This is a genomic window from Salinicola sp. RZ23 (genome assembly GCF_003206675.1).
Classification (GTDB): Bacteria; Pseudomonadota; Gammaproteobacteria; order Pseudomonadales; family Halomonadaceae; genus Salinicola; species Salinicola endophyticus.
Genome location: NZ_PZJK01000011.1, coordinates 107340 through 125330 on the forward strand (window position 1 = coordinate 107340; position 17991 = coordinate 125330).

Consider the following 17991-nt stretch of genomic DNA (forward strand, 5'->3'; position numbering starts at 1 on the left):
GGTCACTCCTTCTGCGTCGCACGGCTGGTGGAGAGGCTATCGATCAGCAGGTTGGCGCCGATCGTCAGCGTGCCGATGGCCAGCGCCGGCGCGATGACCGCGACCGCGCCCTGACTCAGGCCGCTGATGTTCTCGCGCACCAGCGACCCGAGATCCGCCGCCGGCGGCTGCACGCCCAGCCCGAGAAAACTCATGCCGCTGAGCAGCAGCACGATGAACACGAAGCGCATTCCCATGTCGGTCAGCACCGACTGGATCATGTTGGGAAAGATCTCGCGGGCGGCGATGTAGAGGCGTCCCTCGCCCCGGGTGTGGGCCACCTGAACGTACTCCATCGTGGCCAGATTGGTGGCCAGGCTGTGGGCGATCCGAAAGGCCCCGGGGGCATAGCTCAACACGGTGGCCGTGATCAGCAGCGGGATCGAGGCACCGAAGGCCGACACCATCACCAGCGCCATCATCTTGCTGGGGATCGAGATCAGGGTGTCGAATACCCGGCGCACGCCCTCCTCCAGCCACCTCGGCAGCAGCACCGAGAGCATGCCGAAGCCGGCACCGATCAGGCTGGCGAGACAGGCGGCGACCAGGGCGAGACCCACGGTGTAGCGGGCACCGGTCAGGATCCGGCTGAGCATGTCGCGGCCCATGTAGTCGGTGCCCAGCGGGTAGGCGGCGCTCATCCCGCCGAATATCTGGTCGGAGACGAATGCCCCCATGGGATGGGGGGCCAGCAGCGGCCCGAACAGCGCCACCAGAATCCAGAAACCGAACACGCCGAGCCCGATCCAGCGGGTCAGCTGGAGCCGGCGGCGATTGCGACGCAGCGGGGCGCCGACGGGCAAGTGGCTACCGTGGCGCAGCCGCCGAACGGTATTGGCCTTGGGATGCGTCATCGTCTTGAGCGAGTTCATCGGTTACGCAGCCTCGGGTTGGAGAGAATCGCGCAGATATCGGCCAGCATGACCAGCACCAGATAGGTGCCGCAGAACAGCATGGCGCAGGCCTGTACCAGCGAGAGGTCGCGATTGGATACCGCGTCCACCATCAGGCTGGCGATCCCCGGATAGTTGAAGATGGTCTCGACGATGATGACGCCGCCGAGCAGATAGGAGAGGCTCAGCGCGACGGCGTTGGCGATCGGCCCGACCGCATTGGGCAGAGCGTGACGCATGACCCGGCGGATCGGCGGCACGCCCTTGAGCTGCGCCATCTCGACGTAGGGGCTATCGAGCTGATCGATCAGCGCCGCCCTTGTCATCCGGGCCATCTGCGCGATGAGTACACAGCAGAGTGTCAGCACCGGCATGGCGTAGATCTTCATGGCGCCGCCCAGCGAATCGACCGTGGAGACGTAGGAGAGTGCGGGCAGCCAGTTGAGCTTGACCGCGAAAATCAGCACCGCCAGCGTGGCCACCAGGAACTCCGGCACCGCGACCATTGACAGAGTCACCAAATTGAGCAGGCGATCGATCAGGCCGCCGCGGCCCATCGCCGCCACCACACCCATGGTGATAGCGATGGGCACCGAGACGAGGGTGGTGATGCCGGCGAGGATGAGCGAGTTGGGCAGGCGGTCGTTGATCAGTTGCGCGACTGCCATGCCATTGCTCGCCGACTGACCGAGGTCGCCGGTGACGAAACCGGAGAGCCAGTGCCAGTAACGCAGGATGGCCGGCTGATTGAGCCCCAGCTGCTCTCTCAGTGCTGCGACCTGCTCGGGCGTGGCGAACTGGCCCAGAATCTGCTGGGCGGTGTCGCCGGGCAGCAGCGAGGTGATGGCGAAGATCACCAGCGAGACCAGGAACAGGGTCAGCAGACTGGCGCCCAGCCGTCCGGCCACGAGTCCAAATAGCGTGTTGCGCATGGGTCGTCTCCGACTCGAGCGCCCCGCTCGCGCCCCACCCGCCCCAGGGCGAGGTCGGCGACGCGCGGGGCTTGCGTTGACGTACGAATCCCGGCTCAGCCCTTCCACCAGACGTATTCGGCGAACATGTAGCCCATGAAGGAGCCCAGCGGCACCGTGCGATCCATGCCGCCGATCCGCGAGTCATAGCCCTCGGTATCGCTGAGGAAGACGGGAATCCCGATCCCGCCCTCGTTGTGGATCAAGGTCTGCATGTCGGCGTACATCTGCTTGCGCTTGGCTTCATCGGGCTCGCCCCGCGCTGCGATGACCAGTTGGTCGAAGTGCGGGTTCTTCCATCCCGACTCGTTCCACGCGGCGCTCGACAGGAAGAACTGGGAGAGCAGGATATTGGCGGTCGGTCGCGGGTTGATGTTGCCGAAGCCCAGGGGGTGCTTCATCCAGTGATTCGACCAGTAGCCGTCCGCCGGTACCCGGTTGATGTTGAGCTTGAGACCGGCGGCCGCCGCCGACTGCTGGAGCAGCACCGCCATATCCTCGGAGTAGTTGGCCGCGGGGGAGGCGACGATCGGCACGGTGGCACCGGCGACCCCGGCTTTCTGGAGCAGGGAGGCGGCGCGCTCGGGGTCGTACTCCCGCTGGGGAAGACCGTCGAAGTAGTAGGGCGCTCCCGGCGGGATGGGCTGATCGTTGGCGATCTCGCCGTAGCCACGCAGCGCCACGCGCTTGATCTGCTCGCGGTCGAAGAGATACTTCATCGCCTCGCGGAACGCTGGCCGACTCGTCGGCTGCTGGTCGAAGCGCATGACCAGATCGGTGTAGTTGCCGGAGTTGGTCGCCTTGAGCACGGCGCTCTGGCTCTGCTTGACCCGCTCCGCGGCGTTGCCGCCGAGGTTGTTGATCATCTGGACGTCGCCGGAGAGCAGCGCATTGACCCGGGAGGATTCATCGCTGATGCCGACCAGCTCGATGGCGTCCAGATACGGATACCCCGAGCGCCAGTAGTTCTCGTTACGCACACCGACAGAGCGCACCCCGGGCGAGAACTCCTGACAGCGGAACGCGCCGGTACCGTTGCCTTTCGAGAAGTCCTGGGTGCCATCGGCCACGATGACCAGATGCGAGACGGCAAGAATCGAGGGCAGTTCGATATTGGGCGAAGAGAGGTTGAACTCGACCCGGCGCTGATCGAGAGCCCGGATGCTGTCGATCTGCTCGACCATCGACAGCACCTTGGAGCCGACCGCGGGGTCCTTGTGGCGCATGATCGAGTAGATCACGTCCTGGGGGGTGAGCGCCTTGCCATCGTGGAAGGTCACCCCCTGACGCAAAACGAAGACCCAGCGGCTGCCGCTGTCGGTAGTCTCGAAGCTCTCGGCCAGACACGGCTGCGGGCGCAGGTCAGGGTCGAACTGGGTCAGGCCGTTGTAGAACATGAAGGCGCGGCAGTAGTCGATCGCCGTCGCCCCCAGCGCCGGATCGAGAGAATCCTTGGTCGAGGAGGAGTGGGCAGCGACACGGATACGCCCGCCGCGCTGTGGGGTCGCCTCGCCCCCGGCCGCGAAGGCCGGCGACAAGCCGGGCACCCCGCCCATGCCCATGGCCAGCACCCCGGCCGCGCCGAGCAGTTTCATGGCATCGCGGCGGGACAGACCGCGCTGCATGGCCCGGTAGATCTGAAGACTCTCCTGGGGAGACGTCAGCTTGTCGCTATTGTTGTCGTGACGGTTGTCGCGACTGTTGTCATGACGCGTCATAAGCCTTCTCCTAGATCGACTGACATTGTTATGGAACTCGGATACAGCGCTTACTGAAGCAGGGTTTCTCCTCGACCGGGCGCACGGCTCAATGCCACCGGTCCTGCAGCCGATACCAGCCGCCGACGAGGGGTAGAAACCAGGGTTTGCCGAAGTGGCCGGGGATCGCCGGCCAGTGACGCTCCTGCCAGGGGTAGGCGTGCCGCTGGCCCAGCATCGCCTCGGCGAGGCGTTGGCCCATATGGACCGACATCTGGACACCGTGGCCGCTGTAGCCCATGACGTAGTACATCCCGTCGTGGCGACCCGCATGCGGCAGGCGGTCGCGACTCATGTCGACCAGCCCGCCCCAGCAGTAATCGATATCGATACCGGCCAGTGAAGGAAAGGCGTGACCCAAGCCCCGACGCAGGATCTCTCCGCTCTTGGTGTCCGATTTGCCGCCCGACATCGCGAACCGGGCACGTCCGCCGAACAGCAACCGGTTATCGGGGGTCAGGCGAAAGTAGTGGCCGACGATGCGGCTGGTGACGTAGGCGCGCCGCTGGGGTAACAGCGCCCGGCACTGCGCCTCGCTCAGCGGGGCGGTGACCACGATAAAGCTGCCCACCGGCGCCAGCCGACGGCGAAACCAGCCGAGCGGCCCCTGGCGCGAGGCCCCCGTCGCCAGCAGCACGTTGTCTGCCTGCAGGGTGCCGGCCGGGGTGGTGACCCGGTAGCCCCCCGCCTGGCGGGCGACGCCGCGCATCGGCGTGTGCTCGAACAGCTGCGCACCGTGGGCCACGGCCGCCTCGGCCAGCCCTATCCCGAAGCGCCCCATGTGCATCTGCCCGCCGTTTTTCTGCAGCAGGCCGCCGTGGAAGAGCGGCGAGTCGACCTCATGGCGGATCATGTCCCGGGGAATCAGTTCGACCTCCGGGTCGACGTCACGCGCGATTGCCTCGGCGCTGCGTGCGAGCTTGGCGTAGTGCTCGGGCTTGGCGGCCAGCTTGAGCTTGCCGTGGTGACGGTAGTCGCACTCGATCCGCTCCTCCGCAATCACCTGGCGCACGCTCGCCACCGCCTCGGCGTAGTGGCGGTAGTGGCTCCGCGCCCGCTCGCGACCGAGCTGCTCGACCAGGCTGGCGTAGTCCTGGGCGACACCGGTATTGCACTGGCCACCATTGCGCCCCGACGCCTCGCCGATGACCCGCCCCGCCTCGATCAGCGCGACCCGCGCCCCGCCGCGGGCCAGCGTTCGCGCCGCCGACAGCCCGGTGAATCCGCCGCCCACGACGACGACGTCATAACGCCCCTCGGGTGGTGTCTGCCGCGCCCCGCTGAAAGCCGGCGCCGTCGCCAGCCAGTAGGAATCGAACTGCATGGCACCTTCCTCCGTCTCGAGCAGACAAGGGAGCGGTGGCGAGCTCGGCGCTCAGAGCCCGACCAGCGCCGGCAGATCGCGGATATCGGCGATCTGGGTGGCGCCATAGCCGCCGCAGTAGGGCTCGTGCCCCCGCGCCACGAACGCCTTGTTCTCGATCCCCATCAGCGAGGCCGGGATCAAGTCGTAGCGAAAGCTCGACGAGACGTGCAGCAGCTCATCCGGGCGGCAGCCCAGGGTGTCGAGCATGGCTTCGAAGGCGGCCAGGCGAGGCTTGTAGACCTTGAAGGTGTCGGCGGTGAAGACCTCGTGGAACGGGACTTCCAACTTCTGGACGTTGGACATGATCTGCGTGTTGTCGGCGTTGGAGTAGATCACCAGCGGAATCTTGCCGGCGATCTTCGACAGCCCCTCGATCACGTCGGGATGCGGTCCCCAGGTCGGCACCGCTTCGTAGTAGCGCATGCCTTCGTTATCGCGATATTCGATGCCCCAGCGCCGGCAGACCCGCTCGAGTGCGGTACAGATGATCTCGGCATAGGGCTTCCACGGCCCCAGCACCTCGTCGAAGCGATAGGCGCCAAAGTCCTTCACGAAGCCATCCATACGCTCGGCATCGGGAATCCGGTCGGCAAATATCTCGCGGGTCAGACTCCCCATCTGGAAGTTGGTCAAGGTGCCGTAGCAGTCGAAGGTGATGTACTTGGGGCGCATGATCTCGCTCATGGGGCTTCGTCCTGTTCTTGTGGCGTTGTTGTGGCGTTGCGGTGGCATGGGTGGTCGGGGGGTATGGGCCACCGTTCATCTGGACGGCAGGGGTGCCAACCCGAGCACCGGCGCCAATCCGATCGCTTTCATTACAGCACCGGGTCCACGGTGGCTGACGCTGAAAGCGGGCGCCGGACTGGCACAAATCGCCCTTTTTGGGTCCCTCGACAGCACAGACTGCGGCACTGGATTCACATCATCTCGGGCTGTCGGATACGGCTGCCATCGGAAAAACGCGACAGATGATAGGGCGCCGGATCCACCATCGGCGTGGCACCGGTGGCGATGTCGGCCGCCAGTTGCCCGGCTGCCGGGCCGATACCGAAGCCGTGGCCGCTGCAGCCGGAGGCGACGGTGAAGCCCGGGATCGCGTCGATGGGCGAGATCACCGGCACCAGATCCGGTGTCGTATCGATCATGCCGGCCCAGGCGCGTGCCAGATGCACGTGCTTCAGTGCCGGATACTCGGCGTGCAGCGCGGCAAGCGTGGCCCGGGCCAGGGCCATGTCCGGCATGGGGTCGAGAATGCGCTGGCGTTCGAATGGCGAGACCTGATCGAACTCCCAGCGTCCGGCCGCTTCCGGCCCGCTGAAGAAAGAGCGCCCCAGCCTGATCTGGAGCTTCTTGGCCAGCTTGCTGCGATAGGCGCTGTAGAACCGGGTGGCATAACGCAGCCCCTGGGGGCTGATCTCGACCCGGCCCAGTCCGGGCATGGCCAGCGTATAGCTGCCATCGAGCCGTCGGCGCAGTGCGAGTCTGGGGGTAGTCAGACAGCCGGGGGTCACTTCGGGCGCTGCCGTGGTCTGGATGGCGGTGCCCATGATGTTGGCCGCGGGCAGGTCCACCCCGTGACGCCGGCAGAAGCGCGAGCTCCAGGCCCCCCCGGCGCAGATCACGTTCGAGGTGCGGATCCGTCCGCGCTCGGTCCAGACCCCGCTGACACGACCCGCGGTGAGATCCAGCCCGCGCACCGCACAGTTCTGATGCACATGGGCGCCATGGGCCTGGGCGCCCTGCGCGATCGCCGGGCATGCCATGGCCGGTTCGGCACGCCCGTCGGTGGGCGACCAGACCCCGCCCAGCCAGCGCGAGGTGGTACCCGGCGCGCGCTCATGCGCCTCCGCGGCGCTCAGCATCTGGCCGATGAAACCCTGTTCACGGGCCTGGCGACCCCAGACTTCCCATTTATCCAGACTCTCCTGATCGTCGGTGGTATAGACGATACCGCTGCGCCGAAAGCCGACGTCACGCCCGACCTCCTGCGAGAACGCCTCCCAGCGGCTCAGACTGTGCATCGCCAACGGCAGCTCATACAGGGCGCGGTTCTGTTGACGCACCCAGCCCCAGTTGCGGCTCGACTGCTCGCAGCCGATCAGCCCCTTCTCCAGCAGCGCCACCGAGACGCCCCGGCGGGCCAGCTCATAGGCGGCGCAGGTGCCCAGGATGCCACCACCGATCACCACCACATCCACCTGTTCGGGGAAGTCGGGCGTGTCAGAAACCGGGTCCACATTGACGAACATGATCGAAAGCCTCTTGTTGGTGTGACCGCCGCCAGCCAGGCCGGCGACGTCTCGAATGGGCATGCGCGACGCTAGGGGGTCAGGTCGATCAGCACGCTCTTGTGGTGCAGGTTGGCCTCGAAGGCCGCCCGGCCCAGATCGCGGCCGATCCCGGAACGCTTGTAGCCTCCCGTGGGCAGGATGTAGTCGTGGCTGCGCCCGTAGCGGTTGACCCACACGGTGCCCGCCGACAGCCGTCGAACCGCCCGCAGCGCCCGCCCCAGATCGGCGGTGTGCACCCCCGCCGCGAGCCCGTAGACCTCATGCTCGGCCAGGCCCAGCGCCTCCTCTTCATCATCGAAAGCCTGGATCGTCAGCACCGGGCCGAAGATCTCTTCCCGCACGGCCGGATTGTCGGAAGTCTCCACCTGCAGGATCGTCGGGCGGTAGAAACAGCCGCCCCTATCCGTCTCGAAACGGGTTCCGCCAGCCAGGAGCTCGGCACCGGCCTCGCGGGCGCGGGAGACGATCGTCTCCACCCGTTCGGCCTGCAGGGCGGAAATGAGCGGCGAAAATCGCGTGCCCGAGTGCCAGGTGAGCCCCGGTTCCAGGCTAGCGAAGCGCTGCTGCAGGCGTTCGACGAGCGGCGCCAGCAGCGGCCGCTCGACCAGCAGGCGCGAGCCGGCGACGCAGACCTGACCGGCGTTGCCGGTGATCGCGGCGGCCAGGGTCTGCGCGGTACGGTCGAGATCGGGTACGTCGGCGAACACCAGCTGCGGGCTCTTGCCGCCCAGCTCCAGCGTGACCGGTTTCGGTCCGGTCTCGGCACAGGCGCGCATGATCGTGCGCCCGGTCTCGGTCGAGCCGGTGAACGTCACCTTGGCGACATCGGGATGCCGGCAGAGCGCCTCGCCGGCGACCGGCCCGCTGCCCTGGATCACATTGAACACCCCGGGAGGGATGCCCGCTTCCACCGCCAGCGCGGCCAGCCGGACCGCCGAGAACGGGGTCAGCTCCGAGGGTTTCAGGACCACGGTGTTACCGGCCGCCAGCGCCGGTGCGACCTTCCAGCAGGTCATGCTGAGCGGGAAGTTCCACGGCGCGATGGCCCCCACCACACCGAGCGGCTCGGCGATCTGCATGCCCAGATGATCGGATGCCGTGGCCGCCACCTCTCCACCGCACTTGTCGGCGAATTCGGCGAAGAAGCGAATGCCCTCGGCGGTATAGGGCACATCCCAGGCGCGGGCCTGGTCGATGGGCCGGGTCGAGCCGAGGGACTCCAGCGCCGCGAGATCATCGATGTCGGCTTCGATCAGATCCGCCCAGCGGCGCATCGCCCTGGCCCGTTCGCGCGGCGGGCGACGCGCCCAGTCGCTATGGGTGAACGCACGCCGCGCGCTGTCGACGGCTTCATCGACGCACCCGGCATCGGCCGCGGGCAGCATCGCGTAGACCTTGCCGTCCGACGGCCGGGATACCGCCAGCGCCCCGGTACCCGGGACGAGGCGACCGTGAATGTAGTGGCCGTCAGGAAGGGAAATGCGATCGGGGTCGAAGCTCGCCATGATGGACCTTGCCGTCAGAGATAGGGGAAACGACATCGCGTCGGGAGACCGCGAAAGCCACCGTCGTCGTCTAGCTACCATCGTATGGCGGAACGCCCAGCACAGGGTGCCGAGAGTCCACCTGCCTGGCGCAGTTGATGCGCCCAACCCCCTCTCTCTCGGTGCATTCTGCCGAATTCCGAGAATCCGCCGCGCCTGCGTGGCCGGCCGCACCCCACGCTGAGTAAAGTACCCGCCACGGAGCCCTCGAATACAGGAGAACGCCGATATGCCCCAAGACGCGGCTACGGCCCCCCAGTTGTCATCCCGCGATGCCACCCTCGGTTATCGCCGTTTCGATACTCAGGACCTCGACGATGCCCTGCTGCTGTCGCGCCGGCTCGGCTGGCCCCACCGCCGCCAGGACTGGGCCCAGATGCTCGAGGTCGGCCAGGGCATTGCCCTGCGCAGTGACAGCGGCGAGCTGGTGGGCACCGGTTTCTGCACCGACCACGGCAACATGGCGACACTCGGCCTGATCATCGTCGACGACGCCTGGCAGGGGCGCGGCCTGGGACGCGAGATCCTGGTTCAACTCATGGCCCTGGCCGGTGAACGACCGCTCGCCCTGGTGGCGACAACGGCAGGGGCACCGCTCTACCGCAAGCTGGGCTTCGAGACCTGCAATCTCGTCTGTCAGTACCAGGGCATCCTCGAGCCGACACCGGCACCGACGCTACCGCACCTGCGCCCGGCAAGGGCTGCGGACCGCGAAGCCCTGCTGGCGCTGGTGCCCGATAACCCCGTTCATGCACTGGCGGTACGCGAAGCCACCCACGGGATGGTGCTGGACGTGGACGGACGTCTCGAGGGGTGCGCGCTATGGCGGGATTTCGGACGCGGCCACCATATCGGACCGGTCCTTGCCGATTCCGACACCGCGGCGCGCGCGCTCATCCAGGCCCTGTTCGCCGAGCATGAAGGCCGTTTCGTGCGACTCGACCTGGTCGATCCGAATCCGGAAGATGACTGGCTCCAGTCGGCGGGGCTGCGCTGTGTCGATCGTATCGAACGGATGCGGCGCGGCACGCTACCGGACACGCCTGGCCCGACTCGCGTCGGACTGACGACACAGACAATGGGGTAACGTCATGCCTCTCTCGCTGGCGGCACAGGTCGAGGCGCTGGCGCCACGGTTGATCGCCTGGCGGCGGGATTTTCACCGTCACCCCGAGCAGGGATGGACCGAGTTCCGCACCGCCAGCCGGGTGGCGGAAAGCCTCGATGCGATCGGCTACCAGGTTGCTGTCGGCGACGCGGTCGTCGACCGTGAGGCGCGCCTGGGCGTGCCCGATGCGGCGACCCTCGCCGATGCCCTGGCACGCGCCCGTGACCAGGGTGGTGTCGCGCGCTGGCTTGCGGCCATGGAGGGCGGGCTGACCGGCGTCGTCGGTACCCTCGACACCGGCCGTCCGGGGCCGACGCTCGCCTACCGCTTCGATCTCGATGCCCTGCCGATCCTCGAAAGCGAGGCCGACACACACAGGCCCGCGCGACTGGGGTTTCGCTCTTGCCACCCGGGGTCGATGCACGCCTGCGCCCACGATGGGCATACCGCCCTCGGGCTCGGTCTGGCACATCTGCTGCCGGCGCTCGCCTCACGCCTCACCGGTCGCATCAAGCTGCTCTTCCAGCCGGCCGAAGAGGGCGTCAGAGGTGCCGGGGCCATGGCCGAGGCCGGTGTGGTCGATGATGTCGATCAGTTCATCGCCACCCATCTGGGGCTGGGGCAGCCCGAGGGCACGCTGATCTGCGGTGCGGACGGCTTTCTGGCGACGACCAAACTCGACGTCACCTTCACCGGGCGCGCCGCCCATGCCGGCGGGGAACCCGAAAAGGGGCGCAATGCCCTGCTCGCCGCCGCGCAGGCAGTGCAGGCGCTACATGCGATCGCACCGCATGCCGCTGGCGCCGCGCGGCTCAACGTCGGCCGCCTGGAGGCCGGCAGCGGGCGCAACGTGATCGCCGACACGGCCTTCATGCAGCTGGAGACTCGCGGCAGCACCACGGCGATCAACGACTATGTCGAGGGGCGGGCCCGGGAGGTACTGGCAGGTGCGGCGCGCATGCAGGGTGTCGAGCTGGCCATCGCGCGTCTCGGCGCCGCGGTGGAGTGCGCCTCGAGCCCCGCGCTGGTCGAACGCATCGCGACGGCGCTCGAGGGCCGGGCAGGCATCCGTGAACTGATCACCCACGACACCACCCCCGCCGGCTCGGAGGACGCGACACTGCTGATGCGTCGCGTCATCGAGCGGGGTGGAGAAGCAGCCTATCTGATCTTCGGCACCCGACTCGCCGCCGGCCACCACCACCCCGAGTTCGATTTCGACGAGGCGACCCTGGCGCCCACGCTGGAGGCGCTGGCGAGCATCGCGCTGGCACTCGCCGGCGAGGCCGCGGATGCCGACGGGCGCGAACTAGCCGAATAGCCCTTTCAAGGTATGCGGCTGGCTGCGCAGATACTGCTTGGGCGCATGCACGCTGGCCCCCAGCTTGGCCGCGGCGTGCCACGGCCAGCGCGGATCGAAGAGCATGCCGCGGGCCAGCGCCACGGCATCGGCCTCGCCGCTGAAGACGATCCCTTCGGCCTGCTCCGGCTCGGTGATCAGACCCACCGCGATCACCGGCATGGCGACCTCCTGCTTCATGCGCCGGGCGAACGGCACCTGGTAGCTGGGGCCGACATCGAGCGCCTGGCGCGGGTCGAGCCCGCCACCGGAGCAGTCGATGAAGCTGCAGCCGCGGGCATCGAGGGCCTTGGCCAAGGCCACGCTCTGCTCCAGATCCCAGCCGCCCTCGACCCAGTCGCTGCCGGAGATGCGAATCCCCACCGGCTTGTCCGCCGGGAACACCTCACGCACCGCCTCGAAAATCTCGAGCACCAGTCGCATGCGGTTCTCCAGGCTGCCGCCGTAGGCGTCTTCGCGCTGGTTGGAGAGCGGCGACAGGAACTGATGCAGCAGATAGCCGTGGGCCGCGTGCAGTTCGATCAGATCGAAGCCGAGACGCGCCGCGCGGGTCGCTGCGGCGACGAAATCCGCCTTGAGTGCGTCGATATCGTCGAGCGTCATCGCCTGCGGCGGGCGCTGATCGGCCTGATAGGGCACCTCGGAAGGCGCCAGGGTCTGCCATCCTCCCGCTTCCAGACTCAACTGCTTGCCGCCCTCCCAGGGGGCCTGGCAGGAGGCCTTGCGCCCGGCGTGACTGAGCTGGATGCCGATCGGCATCGGCGAATGGGCGCGTACCGACGCGAGCGTACTCGCCATCGCCCGCTCGTTGGCGTCGGAATAGAGCCCGACGTCGCCCGAGGTGATACGCCCCGCTTCGGCCACCGCCGAGGCCTCGATGATCAGCAGGCCGGCCCCCGAGAGCGCCAGCTGGCCCAGGTGGATGGTGTGCCAATCGGTCATGCTCCCCTCGCCGTCGGCGGAGTATTGGCACATCGGCGAGATCACGATGCGGTTGGAAAGCGTCAGCCCGTCGAGTGCCAGCGAAGAGAAGAGTTGCGGAGATGCCATCGGATTGCGGCTCCTGTCGCGGAATGGAATGGCAAGAAATGTAGCTGGCTAATAATTGCAGCGCAACGTCTCTCCCCCGCCCCACCGCCCTTCAGGTACCGAAGCGGATACGACGATGCATAAAAAAACCCGGCCAAGGGGCCGGGAAAGACTCTGTTGGAGACCAGACCACAGAGATTCAGCGGGCGCATCGCTCAGGCGGCGACGCCCCAGTCGGGGAAGGGATCGGGCAGGCTTTTCCAGTACGCCTTGCCGCGGGCCAGTTCGTCATCGTCGAGCAGGCAGGCTTCCAGGCGGCGGCGGATGCCCGCCACATCGAGCCCCTGGCCGATGAACACCAGCTCCTGGCGCATGTCGCCGAAGGGTTCTTCCCATTTCTCCCGGATCGAGGCGAGATACTCCGGGTCCTGGGGCCAGCGCGACTCGGGCACCGCCCGCCAGAACAGGCCGGCGAAGCCGTGGTGGGCAATGCCGCCGGCCTGGCTCCACTGGCCGGCGAACTCGGGCCGGCTGGCGAGCCAGAAGAAGCCCTTGGAGCGCAGCAGACGGCCGTCGCCCCAGTCGCCGTGCAGCAGTTCGAAGAAGCGCTGCGGGTGGAACGGCCGGCGCGCTTCGAAGCTGAAGCTGCTGATGCCGTACTCCTCGGTCTCGGGGACATGCTCGCCGCGCAGCTCCTTGAGCCAGCCGGGGGCGAGCTGTGCCTTCTCGAAACTGAAGCGGCCAGTGTCGAGCACCCGATCCAGGGCGATCTGGCCGTGGCTGATGGCATGGATCTCGGCGTCCGGATTGAGGGTTCTGAGCACCGCCTCGACCTCGGCAAGCTGGGCGGCATCGATCAGATCGCTCTTGGAGATCAGCAGCACATCGCAGAATTCGATCTGGTCGACCAGCAGGTCGGCGACGTTGCGCTCGTCCTCCTCACCCAGGCTCTCACCGGCCTCGGCCAGGGACTTGGCTTCGTAGTACTGGGTCAGGAAGTTGGCACCATCGACCACGGTGACCAGGGTATCCAGGCGTGCCACCTGGGACAGGCTGCGGCCCTGTTCATCCTCGAAGGTGAAGGTCTCGGCCACCGGCAGCGGCTCGGAGATGCCGGTGGATTCGATCACCAGGTAGTCGAAACGGCCCTCCTCGGCGAGGCGATTCACCTCGATCAGCAGGTCTTCGCGCAGGGTGCAGCAGATGCAGCCGTTGCTCATCTCGACCAGCTTCTCTTCGGCACGGTTGAGATCGACTTCGCGCTCGACCAGGGCGGCATCGATATTGATCTCGCTCATGTCGTTGACGATCACCGCGATACGCCGGCCGTCACGGTTGTTGAGCAGGTGGTTGAGCAGCGTGGTCTTGCCGGCGCCGAGAAAGCCGGACAGCACGGTGACAGGAAGCGGCTGCGTCATGGGACGCGAGCCAGCCGGTGTCGTTTCACTCATGATCGTTTCCTCACTGCATCGGTCGTTGCCAGGGCGCGGCTGGGGCCGCGTACTTCAGGCCAGCTCGCCTCTCGCGCTGCAGCTTTTGGGGTCAGGCGCTGCGGCGCTTGGCATAGTGGTGTTCGCGCTGCTCCTGGCGCTCCTTGGCCTCCAGGCAGAGCGTGGCGGTGGGCCGCAGCAGCAGCCGCTTTAGCCCGATCGGCTGGCCGGTCTCGTCGCAGAAGCCGTAGTCGCCGGACTCGATGCGCTGAAGCGCCGCCGCGATCTTGCGCAGCAACCGAGTCTCGCGGTCGGCCTGACGCAGCAGCAGACTCAGCGTCTCTTCATTGGCGGCAAGATCGGCATCGTCACCATCGCCACGGCTGTCGACGATGATCGCGCGGGTCTCCGCCAGGGCCGCGGCCAGCGTTTCGCGCTCGCGTTCCAGCCGACGCTGGAAGAACGCCAGCTGGGCCTCGTTCATGTAGTCCGCCGCCGGCATCGCCAGCAGCTGCGTTTCGTCTGTCATCGGTGATCGCGCCATGGCCACCTCCAGGCTCGAATGCGGCCCGGCATCGGTCCGCGCAACGCCATTTATGTTATAACATAACAATAAAGCAGCCAAGCACAAACCCCATTTCTGATCACCGCAGCGGATAGCGGCGCGGCAGATCGCACAATCGAAAAAGGGGCGTCAAAGACGCCCCTCGGATATTCCCCACCGCCCTTACGCCATCGTGGCTATCGCAGCGATGGTGGTTGTACGGCTATCCCCGTTGCCCGCACTCAGTCGGCATGGGGCCGCAGCCGTTTGAGCCAGCGCTGCTTGGCGTACTTGCGCAGGTTATGCACGTTATCGGTCTCGTCGACGATGTCCTGGCCCAGGATCGTCTCGATCACGTCTTCCATGGTGATCAGCCCGACCCAGCTACCGTGATCGTCGTAAACCACGCGCAGGTGGTTGTGATCCTTGAGCATGGCGGCGAAGACATGCTCGACGCTGTCGTTCTCGTCGACCATCGCCACCGGGTGCATCAGCGCCTTGAGCCGCTGTTCGTCCTCGGCGTGGTAGGTATCGGCCTTGTGCACGTAGCCCAGCGCCTGCTCGGCACCATCCATCACCGGAAAGCGGGTGAACTGGGTCTTGCCGTAGTCATGGTCGAACTCCGCCACGCTCATGTCCGGTGCCACCGTCATGCACACGGTACGCGGGGTCATCACCCGCTTCAGCGGAATCTCGTGGAGGTTGAGAATATTGGTGATGGTGCGCGCCTCGTCGGCGTCCAGCGCCTTGCCCTCGAGGCCGATCCTGGCCAGCGCCTTGATCTCTCCGCGCATGTCGACATCGCCCTCGTTCTTGGCAATGCGGTTGGTGATCATCTCCGAGAGCCAGATGAACGGCAGCAGCAGCCACACCATGAACTTGAGTATCCGCGGCAGCATCGGTGCCAGCGTCCGCCAGTAGGTGGCGCCGATGGTCTTTGGGATGATCTCGGAGAAGACCAGGATCCCCAGGGTCATCAACGCCGAGGCGATCGCCACATGGGCATCGCCGAACACCACCGCCACCTGGGCGCCGACGCCGGTCGCCCCAACGGTGTGGGCGATGGTATTGAGGGTCAGGATCGCCGCCAAAGGGCGGTCGATGTTGGACTTGAGCGCATTGAGCGAGTCGTGCAGCTTGGGGCGCGTCTCCTGGAGCTGCGCGATGTAGCTGGGCGTCAGCGAGAGCAGCGCGGCTTCGAGAATCGAGCAGAGAAACGAGAAGCCGATGGAGAGAACGACGAAAGCCGTCAGCAGAAGCATGGGGGTTCGCTATGTGACCAGTGAGCGCTCTTTATCGGGACTTGGCCGGGCCGTGTCAAGGCGACGGGGAGTCGCCGCCGCCGAGCGCACGGCGGCGGCGCACGGTCACGCTCAGTGGCCGAATTTCTCGTTCTCGCCCATGTCTGGCTTATGCTCCTTCTTCACGTTGGCCTTGGCGATCTCGTAGAGCTGGAAGGCCTTGCTCTCGCGCGCCTGCCAGTGCTCGCCGAAGTCGATATCGATCTCCAGCATGGCGATGTCATCGTCCTCGCGACCACCATCGAACCAGGCCGCCACGAACGGGTTCCAGTACTTGTCGATCAGCTCGGCATCGTCGCGCAGGCGCGCCTTGCCCGACATCGACACGTAGACCCCGTGCTTCTGATCGGAAAAGGTGATGCAGACGTCACGATCGCTCTGCGCTTCGAACGCCTTTTCGGCGCTGCGCCGGGTATAGAACCAGAGCGTGCCGTCGTAGGCATCCTGGACCAGATGCATGGGCCGGGCGCGGGGTACGCCGTCGTCGAGGGTCACCAGCATGCCGACCTTGATATCGTCGATCAGCTGCCAGATCTTCTGCTTGTGTTCGGGGCTGGACATCCTTGCCTCCTGTCACCGTGGGGGTCCGCAGGCGGACCGGACAACGCGCCATCCGGGCGCGGCCGCCGAAGACTCGGCGGCTCCTTGAGCCTAGTTGCGACAGGTCGGCTAAGCAAAGTCCGTCGCACCGTCGGGCTGGGTCCCACCGCGACGGGGGTTATACTCAAGTCATTGCGCCCGCCGCGTTGGATACCGCGCGGCGCTGATCTACCGTTCTACCGCGCCCGATGCCGCGCGGGATTCGTCTACCGCGCCCGACACCGCGCGGGATTCGTCGACCACGCCCGGCACCGCGTGGCGTTCATGACCTCGGGAGTCCACCTACGCCATGACCGATCCGCAGCGCCCTACCGCCCCGCTGTCTCTCGCCCCACGCCCCTTCGCGCTCGACCATGCCGAGCTGGGCCGGGCCCTGGCGGCCACGGCCAACCTGCTGATCATCCAGGACCTCGATGGTGTCTGCATGGCGCTGGTCGACGATCCCCTGACGCGGCAACTGCCGCGGCGCTACCTGGATGCCGCCGGCGAGCTGGCGGGGCACTTCTTCGTGCTCACCAACGGCGAGCATGTCGGCGCGCGGGGCGTCAACGCGCTGGTGGAAGCGCACTTTTCAGCCCCCGCCGAAGCGCGCCGGAGCGGCCGCTACCTGCCTGGGCTGGCCGCCGGCGGGGTGCAGTGGCAGGATCGTTTCGGCCGCGTTTCCCACCCCGGTGTCAGCGCCGCGGAGCTCGACTTCCTGGCGCGCTTTCCGGCCGAGGCCGAGACCTTTCTCGATGACTGCCTGGCTCGCCCGCCCTTCGCCCTGGACGCCGAGACGCGGGCGCCCCTGATCGCCAGTGCCGTGCTCGATAACCTCGCCTCGCCGACGCTCAACCTCAATGTCTTCCGGCGCCACTGGCAGGCATCGCCCGAGCACTACTGGCAGCTGCAGGAGGCGGTCGTCGCGTTCATGCAGGCGCGTCTGGCGGCGGCCGAGGCGGCGGGGCTCGAGGACGCCTTCTTCATCCACTACGCGCCCAACGCCGGGCGCGACGACACCGGCCAGGAGCGCCCACGCCTCGGTACCGCGGAGGGCACGACCGACTTCCAGCTGATGCTGCGCGGGGCGGTCAAGGAGAGCGGCGTGCTGGTGATCCTCAATCGCTATTACCAGGCACGTACCGGGGTGGCACCGCTGGGGGAGACGTTCGACGCGCGCCAGGCCCCGCGCGACCCGCAGGCGCTGCTGGCGCTGGCCCGCGAACACTTCGATCCGGCGCTGATGCCGACGATCGTCGGGGTCGGCGACACGCTCACCTCGGTCACCGCCGCGGAGAGCGGCGACACCCCGCTGCGCGGCGGCAGCGACCGCGGTTTCCTGACCCTGGTGCAGCAGTTGGGGGATGCCTTCGAGCGCCCCAACCGGGTGCTGTTCGTCGACAGCAGTGGCGGCGAGGTGGCGCGTGCCCGGGTCGACGCCGAGCGGTTGGCGCGCCACGCCAACGATCCCGACGTCTCGCCGTGGCCGGCGCTGGCCGGCATCAGCGACCCCGATGACCCGCTACGCCTCGACGTGATCTTTCCTGGCGGTCACACCGAGTACGTCGACTTCTTCTGCGAGCTGGCCCGGCAGCGCCGGGCCAGGGTCTAGCGTCCCGGATTCATCGCCCCAGCGCCGGACGCTTGTGAGACCCCGTGTCGTCCAGGGTGAACACGCCCACCGTCTCGGCCAGGCGCTGCGACTCCTGCTGCAGCGCGGCCGCAGCGGTGGCAGTCTGCTGTACCATGCTGGCGTTCTGCTGGGTCACGCTGTCGAGT

15 protein-coding genes are annotated in these 17991 nt (G+C 67.1%); 3 read left to right on the forward strand and 12 right to left on the reverse strand.

Features of this window, described 5'->3' with window-relative positions:
• Positions 1 to 2: 2 nt before the first annotated feature.
• From DOM67_RS11835 to DOM67_RS11865, 7 genes are all read right to left on the reverse strand, one after another.
• Positions 3 to 911, reverse strand: coding sequence for an ABC transporter permease (locus tag DOM67_RS11835; protein ID WP_110676097.1), 909 nt, complete (start codon positions 909 to 911; stop codon positions 3 to 5).
• The gene (locus DOM67_RS11840) at positions 908 to 1864 is read right to left on the reverse strand and encodes an ABC transporter permease (protein WP_110676099.1); all 957 of its coding nucleotides are present in this window, start codon (positions 1862 to 1864) and stop codon (positions 908 to 910) included. The genes DOM67_RS11835 and DOM67_RS11840 overlap by 4 nt, the downstream gene beginning before the upstream one ends.
• A gap of 95 nt (positions 1865 to 1959) precedes the next feature.
• Complete coding sequence (locus DOM67_RS11845; protein ID WP_110676100.1) at positions 1960 to 3621, reverse strand: ABC transporter substrate-binding protein; 1662 nt, start codon at positions 3619 to 3621, stop codon at positions 1960 to 1962.
• Positions 3622 to 3709: 88 nt separating this feature from the next.
• Complete coding sequence (locus DOM67_RS11850) at positions 3710 to 4984, reverse strand: FAD-binding oxidoreductase (RefSeq protein WP_110676102.1); 1275 nt, start codon at positions 4982 to 4984, stop codon at positions 3710 to 3712.
• Between the two features lie 51 nt (positions 4985 to 5035).
• Positions 5036 to 5710, reverse strand: a complete 675-nt coding sequence (locus tag DOM67_RS11855) for a haloacid dehalogenase type II (protein WP_110676104.1) — start codon at positions 5708 to 5710, stop codon at positions 5036 to 5038.
• A 233-nt stretch (positions 5711 to 5943) separates the two neighbouring features.
• Positions 5944 to 7338 carry an FAD-binding oxidoreductase gene (locus DOM67_RS11860; RefSeq protein WP_232825232.1) on the reverse strand — a complete coding sequence of 465 codons (1395 nt, stop codon included), beginning with the start codon at positions 7336 to 7338 and terminating at the stop codon, positions 5944 to 5946.
• Positions 7339 to 7346: 8 nt separating this feature from the next.
• Positions 7347 to 8822, reverse strand: a complete 1476-nt coding sequence (locus DOM67_RS11865; protein WP_110676106.1) for an aldehyde dehydrogenase family protein — start codon at positions 8820 to 8822, stop codon at positions 7347 to 7349.
• Positions 8823 to 9090: 268 nt separating this feature from the next.
• Here DOM67_RS11865 and DOM67_RS11870 point away from each other — a divergent pair, with 268 nt between their 5' ends.
• Both DOM67_RS11870 and DOM67_RS11875 read left to right on the forward strand, forming a co-directional pair.
• A complete protein-coding gene (locus tag DOM67_RS11870) occupies positions 9091 to 9948 on the forward strand; it encodes a GNAT family N-acetyltransferase (protein ID WP_110676108.1) in 858 nt (285 codons plus the stop codon).
• A gap of 4 nt (positions 9949 to 9952) precedes the next feature.
• Positions 9953 to 11290, forward strand: coding sequence for an amidohydrolase (locus DOM67_RS11875; RefSeq protein ID WP_110676109.1), 1338 nt, complete (start codon positions 9953 to 9955; stop codon positions 11288 to 11290).
• On the opposite strand, the gene DOM67_RS11880 is transcribed toward DOM67_RS11875, so the two are convergent.
• The 5 genes from DOM67_RS11880 to DOM67_RS11900 all read right to left on the reverse strand — a co-directional run bounded on the left by DOM67_RS11880 (position 11279) and on the right by DOM67_RS11900 (position 16194).
• A complete protein-coding gene (locus tag DOM67_RS11880) occupies positions 11279 to 12379 on the reverse strand; it encodes an NADH:flavin oxidoreductase/NADH oxidase (protein WP_110676111.1) in 1101 nt (366 codons plus the stop codon). The genes DOM67_RS11875 and DOM67_RS11880 overlap by 12 nt on opposite strands.
• Positions 12380 to 12573: 194 nt before the next feature.
• Positions 12574 to 13809, reverse strand: a complete 1236-nt coding sequence (gene zigA, locus DOM67_RS11885) for a zinc metallochaperone GTPase ZigA (RefSeq protein ID WP_280951064.1) — start codon at positions 13807 to 13809, stop codon at positions 12574 to 12576.
• A 91-nt stretch (positions 13810 to 13900) separates the two neighbouring features.
• Positions 13901 to 14317, reverse strand: coding sequence for an RNA polymerase-binding protein DksA (dksA, locus tag DOM67_RS11890; RefSeq protein ID WP_110676136.1), 417 nt, complete (start codon positions 14315 to 14317; stop codon positions 13901 to 13903).
• A gap of 257 nt (positions 14318 to 14574) precedes the next feature.
• Positions 14575 to 15594 (reverse strand): CNNM domain-containing protein, encoded by a 1020-nt coding sequence (locus tag DOM67_RS11895; RefSeq protein WP_110676115.1) that lies wholly within the window; start codon positions 15592 to 15594, stop codon positions 14575 to 14577.
• Positions 15595 to 15705: 111 nt separating this feature from the next.
• Positions 15706 to 16194, reverse strand: a complete 489-nt coding sequence (locus DOM67_RS11900; protein ID WP_110676117.1) for a pyridoxamine 5'-phosphate oxidase family protein — start codon at positions 16192 to 16194, stop codon at positions 15706 to 15708.
• A 328-nt stretch (positions 16195 to 16522) separates the two neighbouring features.
• Here DOM67_RS11900 and stpA point away from each other — a divergent pair, with 328 nt between their 5' ends.
• Positions 16523 to 17824: a glucosylglycerol 3-phosphatase gene (gene stpA, locus DOM67_RS11905; protein ID WP_110676119.1), complete on the forward strand. Its 1302-nt coding sequence runs from the start codon at positions 16523 to 16525 to the stop codon at positions 17822 to 17824.
• The last annotated feature ends 167 nt before the right edge of the window (positions 17825 to 17991 follow it).

What these genes read in the sequence shown, in the direction of transcription:
- DOM67_RS11875 (WP_110676109.1), top strand. Translation starts at nt 9,953, where the DNA reads ATGCCTCTCTCGCTGGCGGCACAGGTCGAGGCGCTGGCGCCACGGTTG.
- DOM67_RS11870 (WP_110676108.1), top strand. Translation starts at nt 9,091, where the DNA reads ATGCCCCAAGACGCGGCTACGGCCCCCCAGTTGTCATCCCGCGATGCC.
- DOM67_RS11895 (WP_110676115.1), bottom strand. Translation starts at nt 15,594, where the DNA reads ATGCTTCTGCTGACGGCTTTCGTCGTTCTCTCCATCGGCTTCTCGTTT.
- dksA (WP_110676136.1), bottom strand. Translation starts at nt 14,317, where the DNA reads ATGACAGACGAAACGCAGCTGCTGGCGATGCCGGCGGCGGACTACATG.
- zigA (WP_280951064.1), bottom strand. Translation starts at nt 13,809, where the DNA reads ATGAGTGAAACGACACCGGCTGGCTCGCGTCCCATGACGCAGCCGCTT.
- DOM67_RS11900 (WP_110676117.1), bottom strand. Translation starts at nt 16,194, where the DNA reads ATGTCCAGCCCCGAACACAAGCAGAAGATCTGGCAGCTGATCGACGAT.
- DOM67_RS11855 (WP_110676104.1), bottom strand. Translation starts at nt 5,710, where the DNA reads ATGAGCGAGATCATGCGCCCCAAGTACATCACCTTCGACTGCTACGGC.
- DOM67_RS11865 (WP_110676106.1), bottom strand. Translation starts at nt 8,822, where the DNA reads ATGGCGAGCTTCGACCCCGATCGCATTTCCCTTCCTGACGGCCACTAC.
- DOM67_RS11845 (WP_110676100.1), bottom strand. Translation starts at nt 3,621, where the DNA reads ATGACGCGTCATGACAACAGTCGCGACAACCGTCACGACAACAATAGC.
- DOM67_RS11840 (WP_110676099.1), bottom strand. Translation starts at nt 1,864, where the DNA reads ATGCGCAACACGCTATTTGGACTCGTGGCCGGACGGCTGGGCGCCAGT.
- DOM67_RS11850 (WP_110676102.1), bottom strand. Translation starts at nt 4,984, where the DNA reads ATGCAGTTCGATTCCTACTGGCTGGCGACGGCGCCGGCTTTCAGCGGG.
- DOM67_RS11835 (WP_110676097.1), bottom strand. Translation starts at nt 911, where the DNA reads ATGAACTCGCTCAAGACGATGACGCATCCCAAGGCCAATACCGTTCGG.
- DOM67_RS11880 (WP_110676111.1), bottom strand. Translation starts at nt 12,379, where the DNA reads ATGGCATCTCCGCAACTCTTCTCTTCGCTGGCACTCGACGGGCTGACG.
- stpA (WP_110676119.1), top strand. Translation starts at nt 16,523, where the DNA reads ATGACCGATCCGCAGCGCCCTACCGCCCCGCTGTCTCTCGCCCCACGC.
- DOM67_RS11860 (WP_232825232.1), bottom strand. Translation starts at nt 7,338, where the DNA reads ATGCCCATTCGAGACGTCGCCGGCCTGGCTGGCGGCGGTCACACCAAC.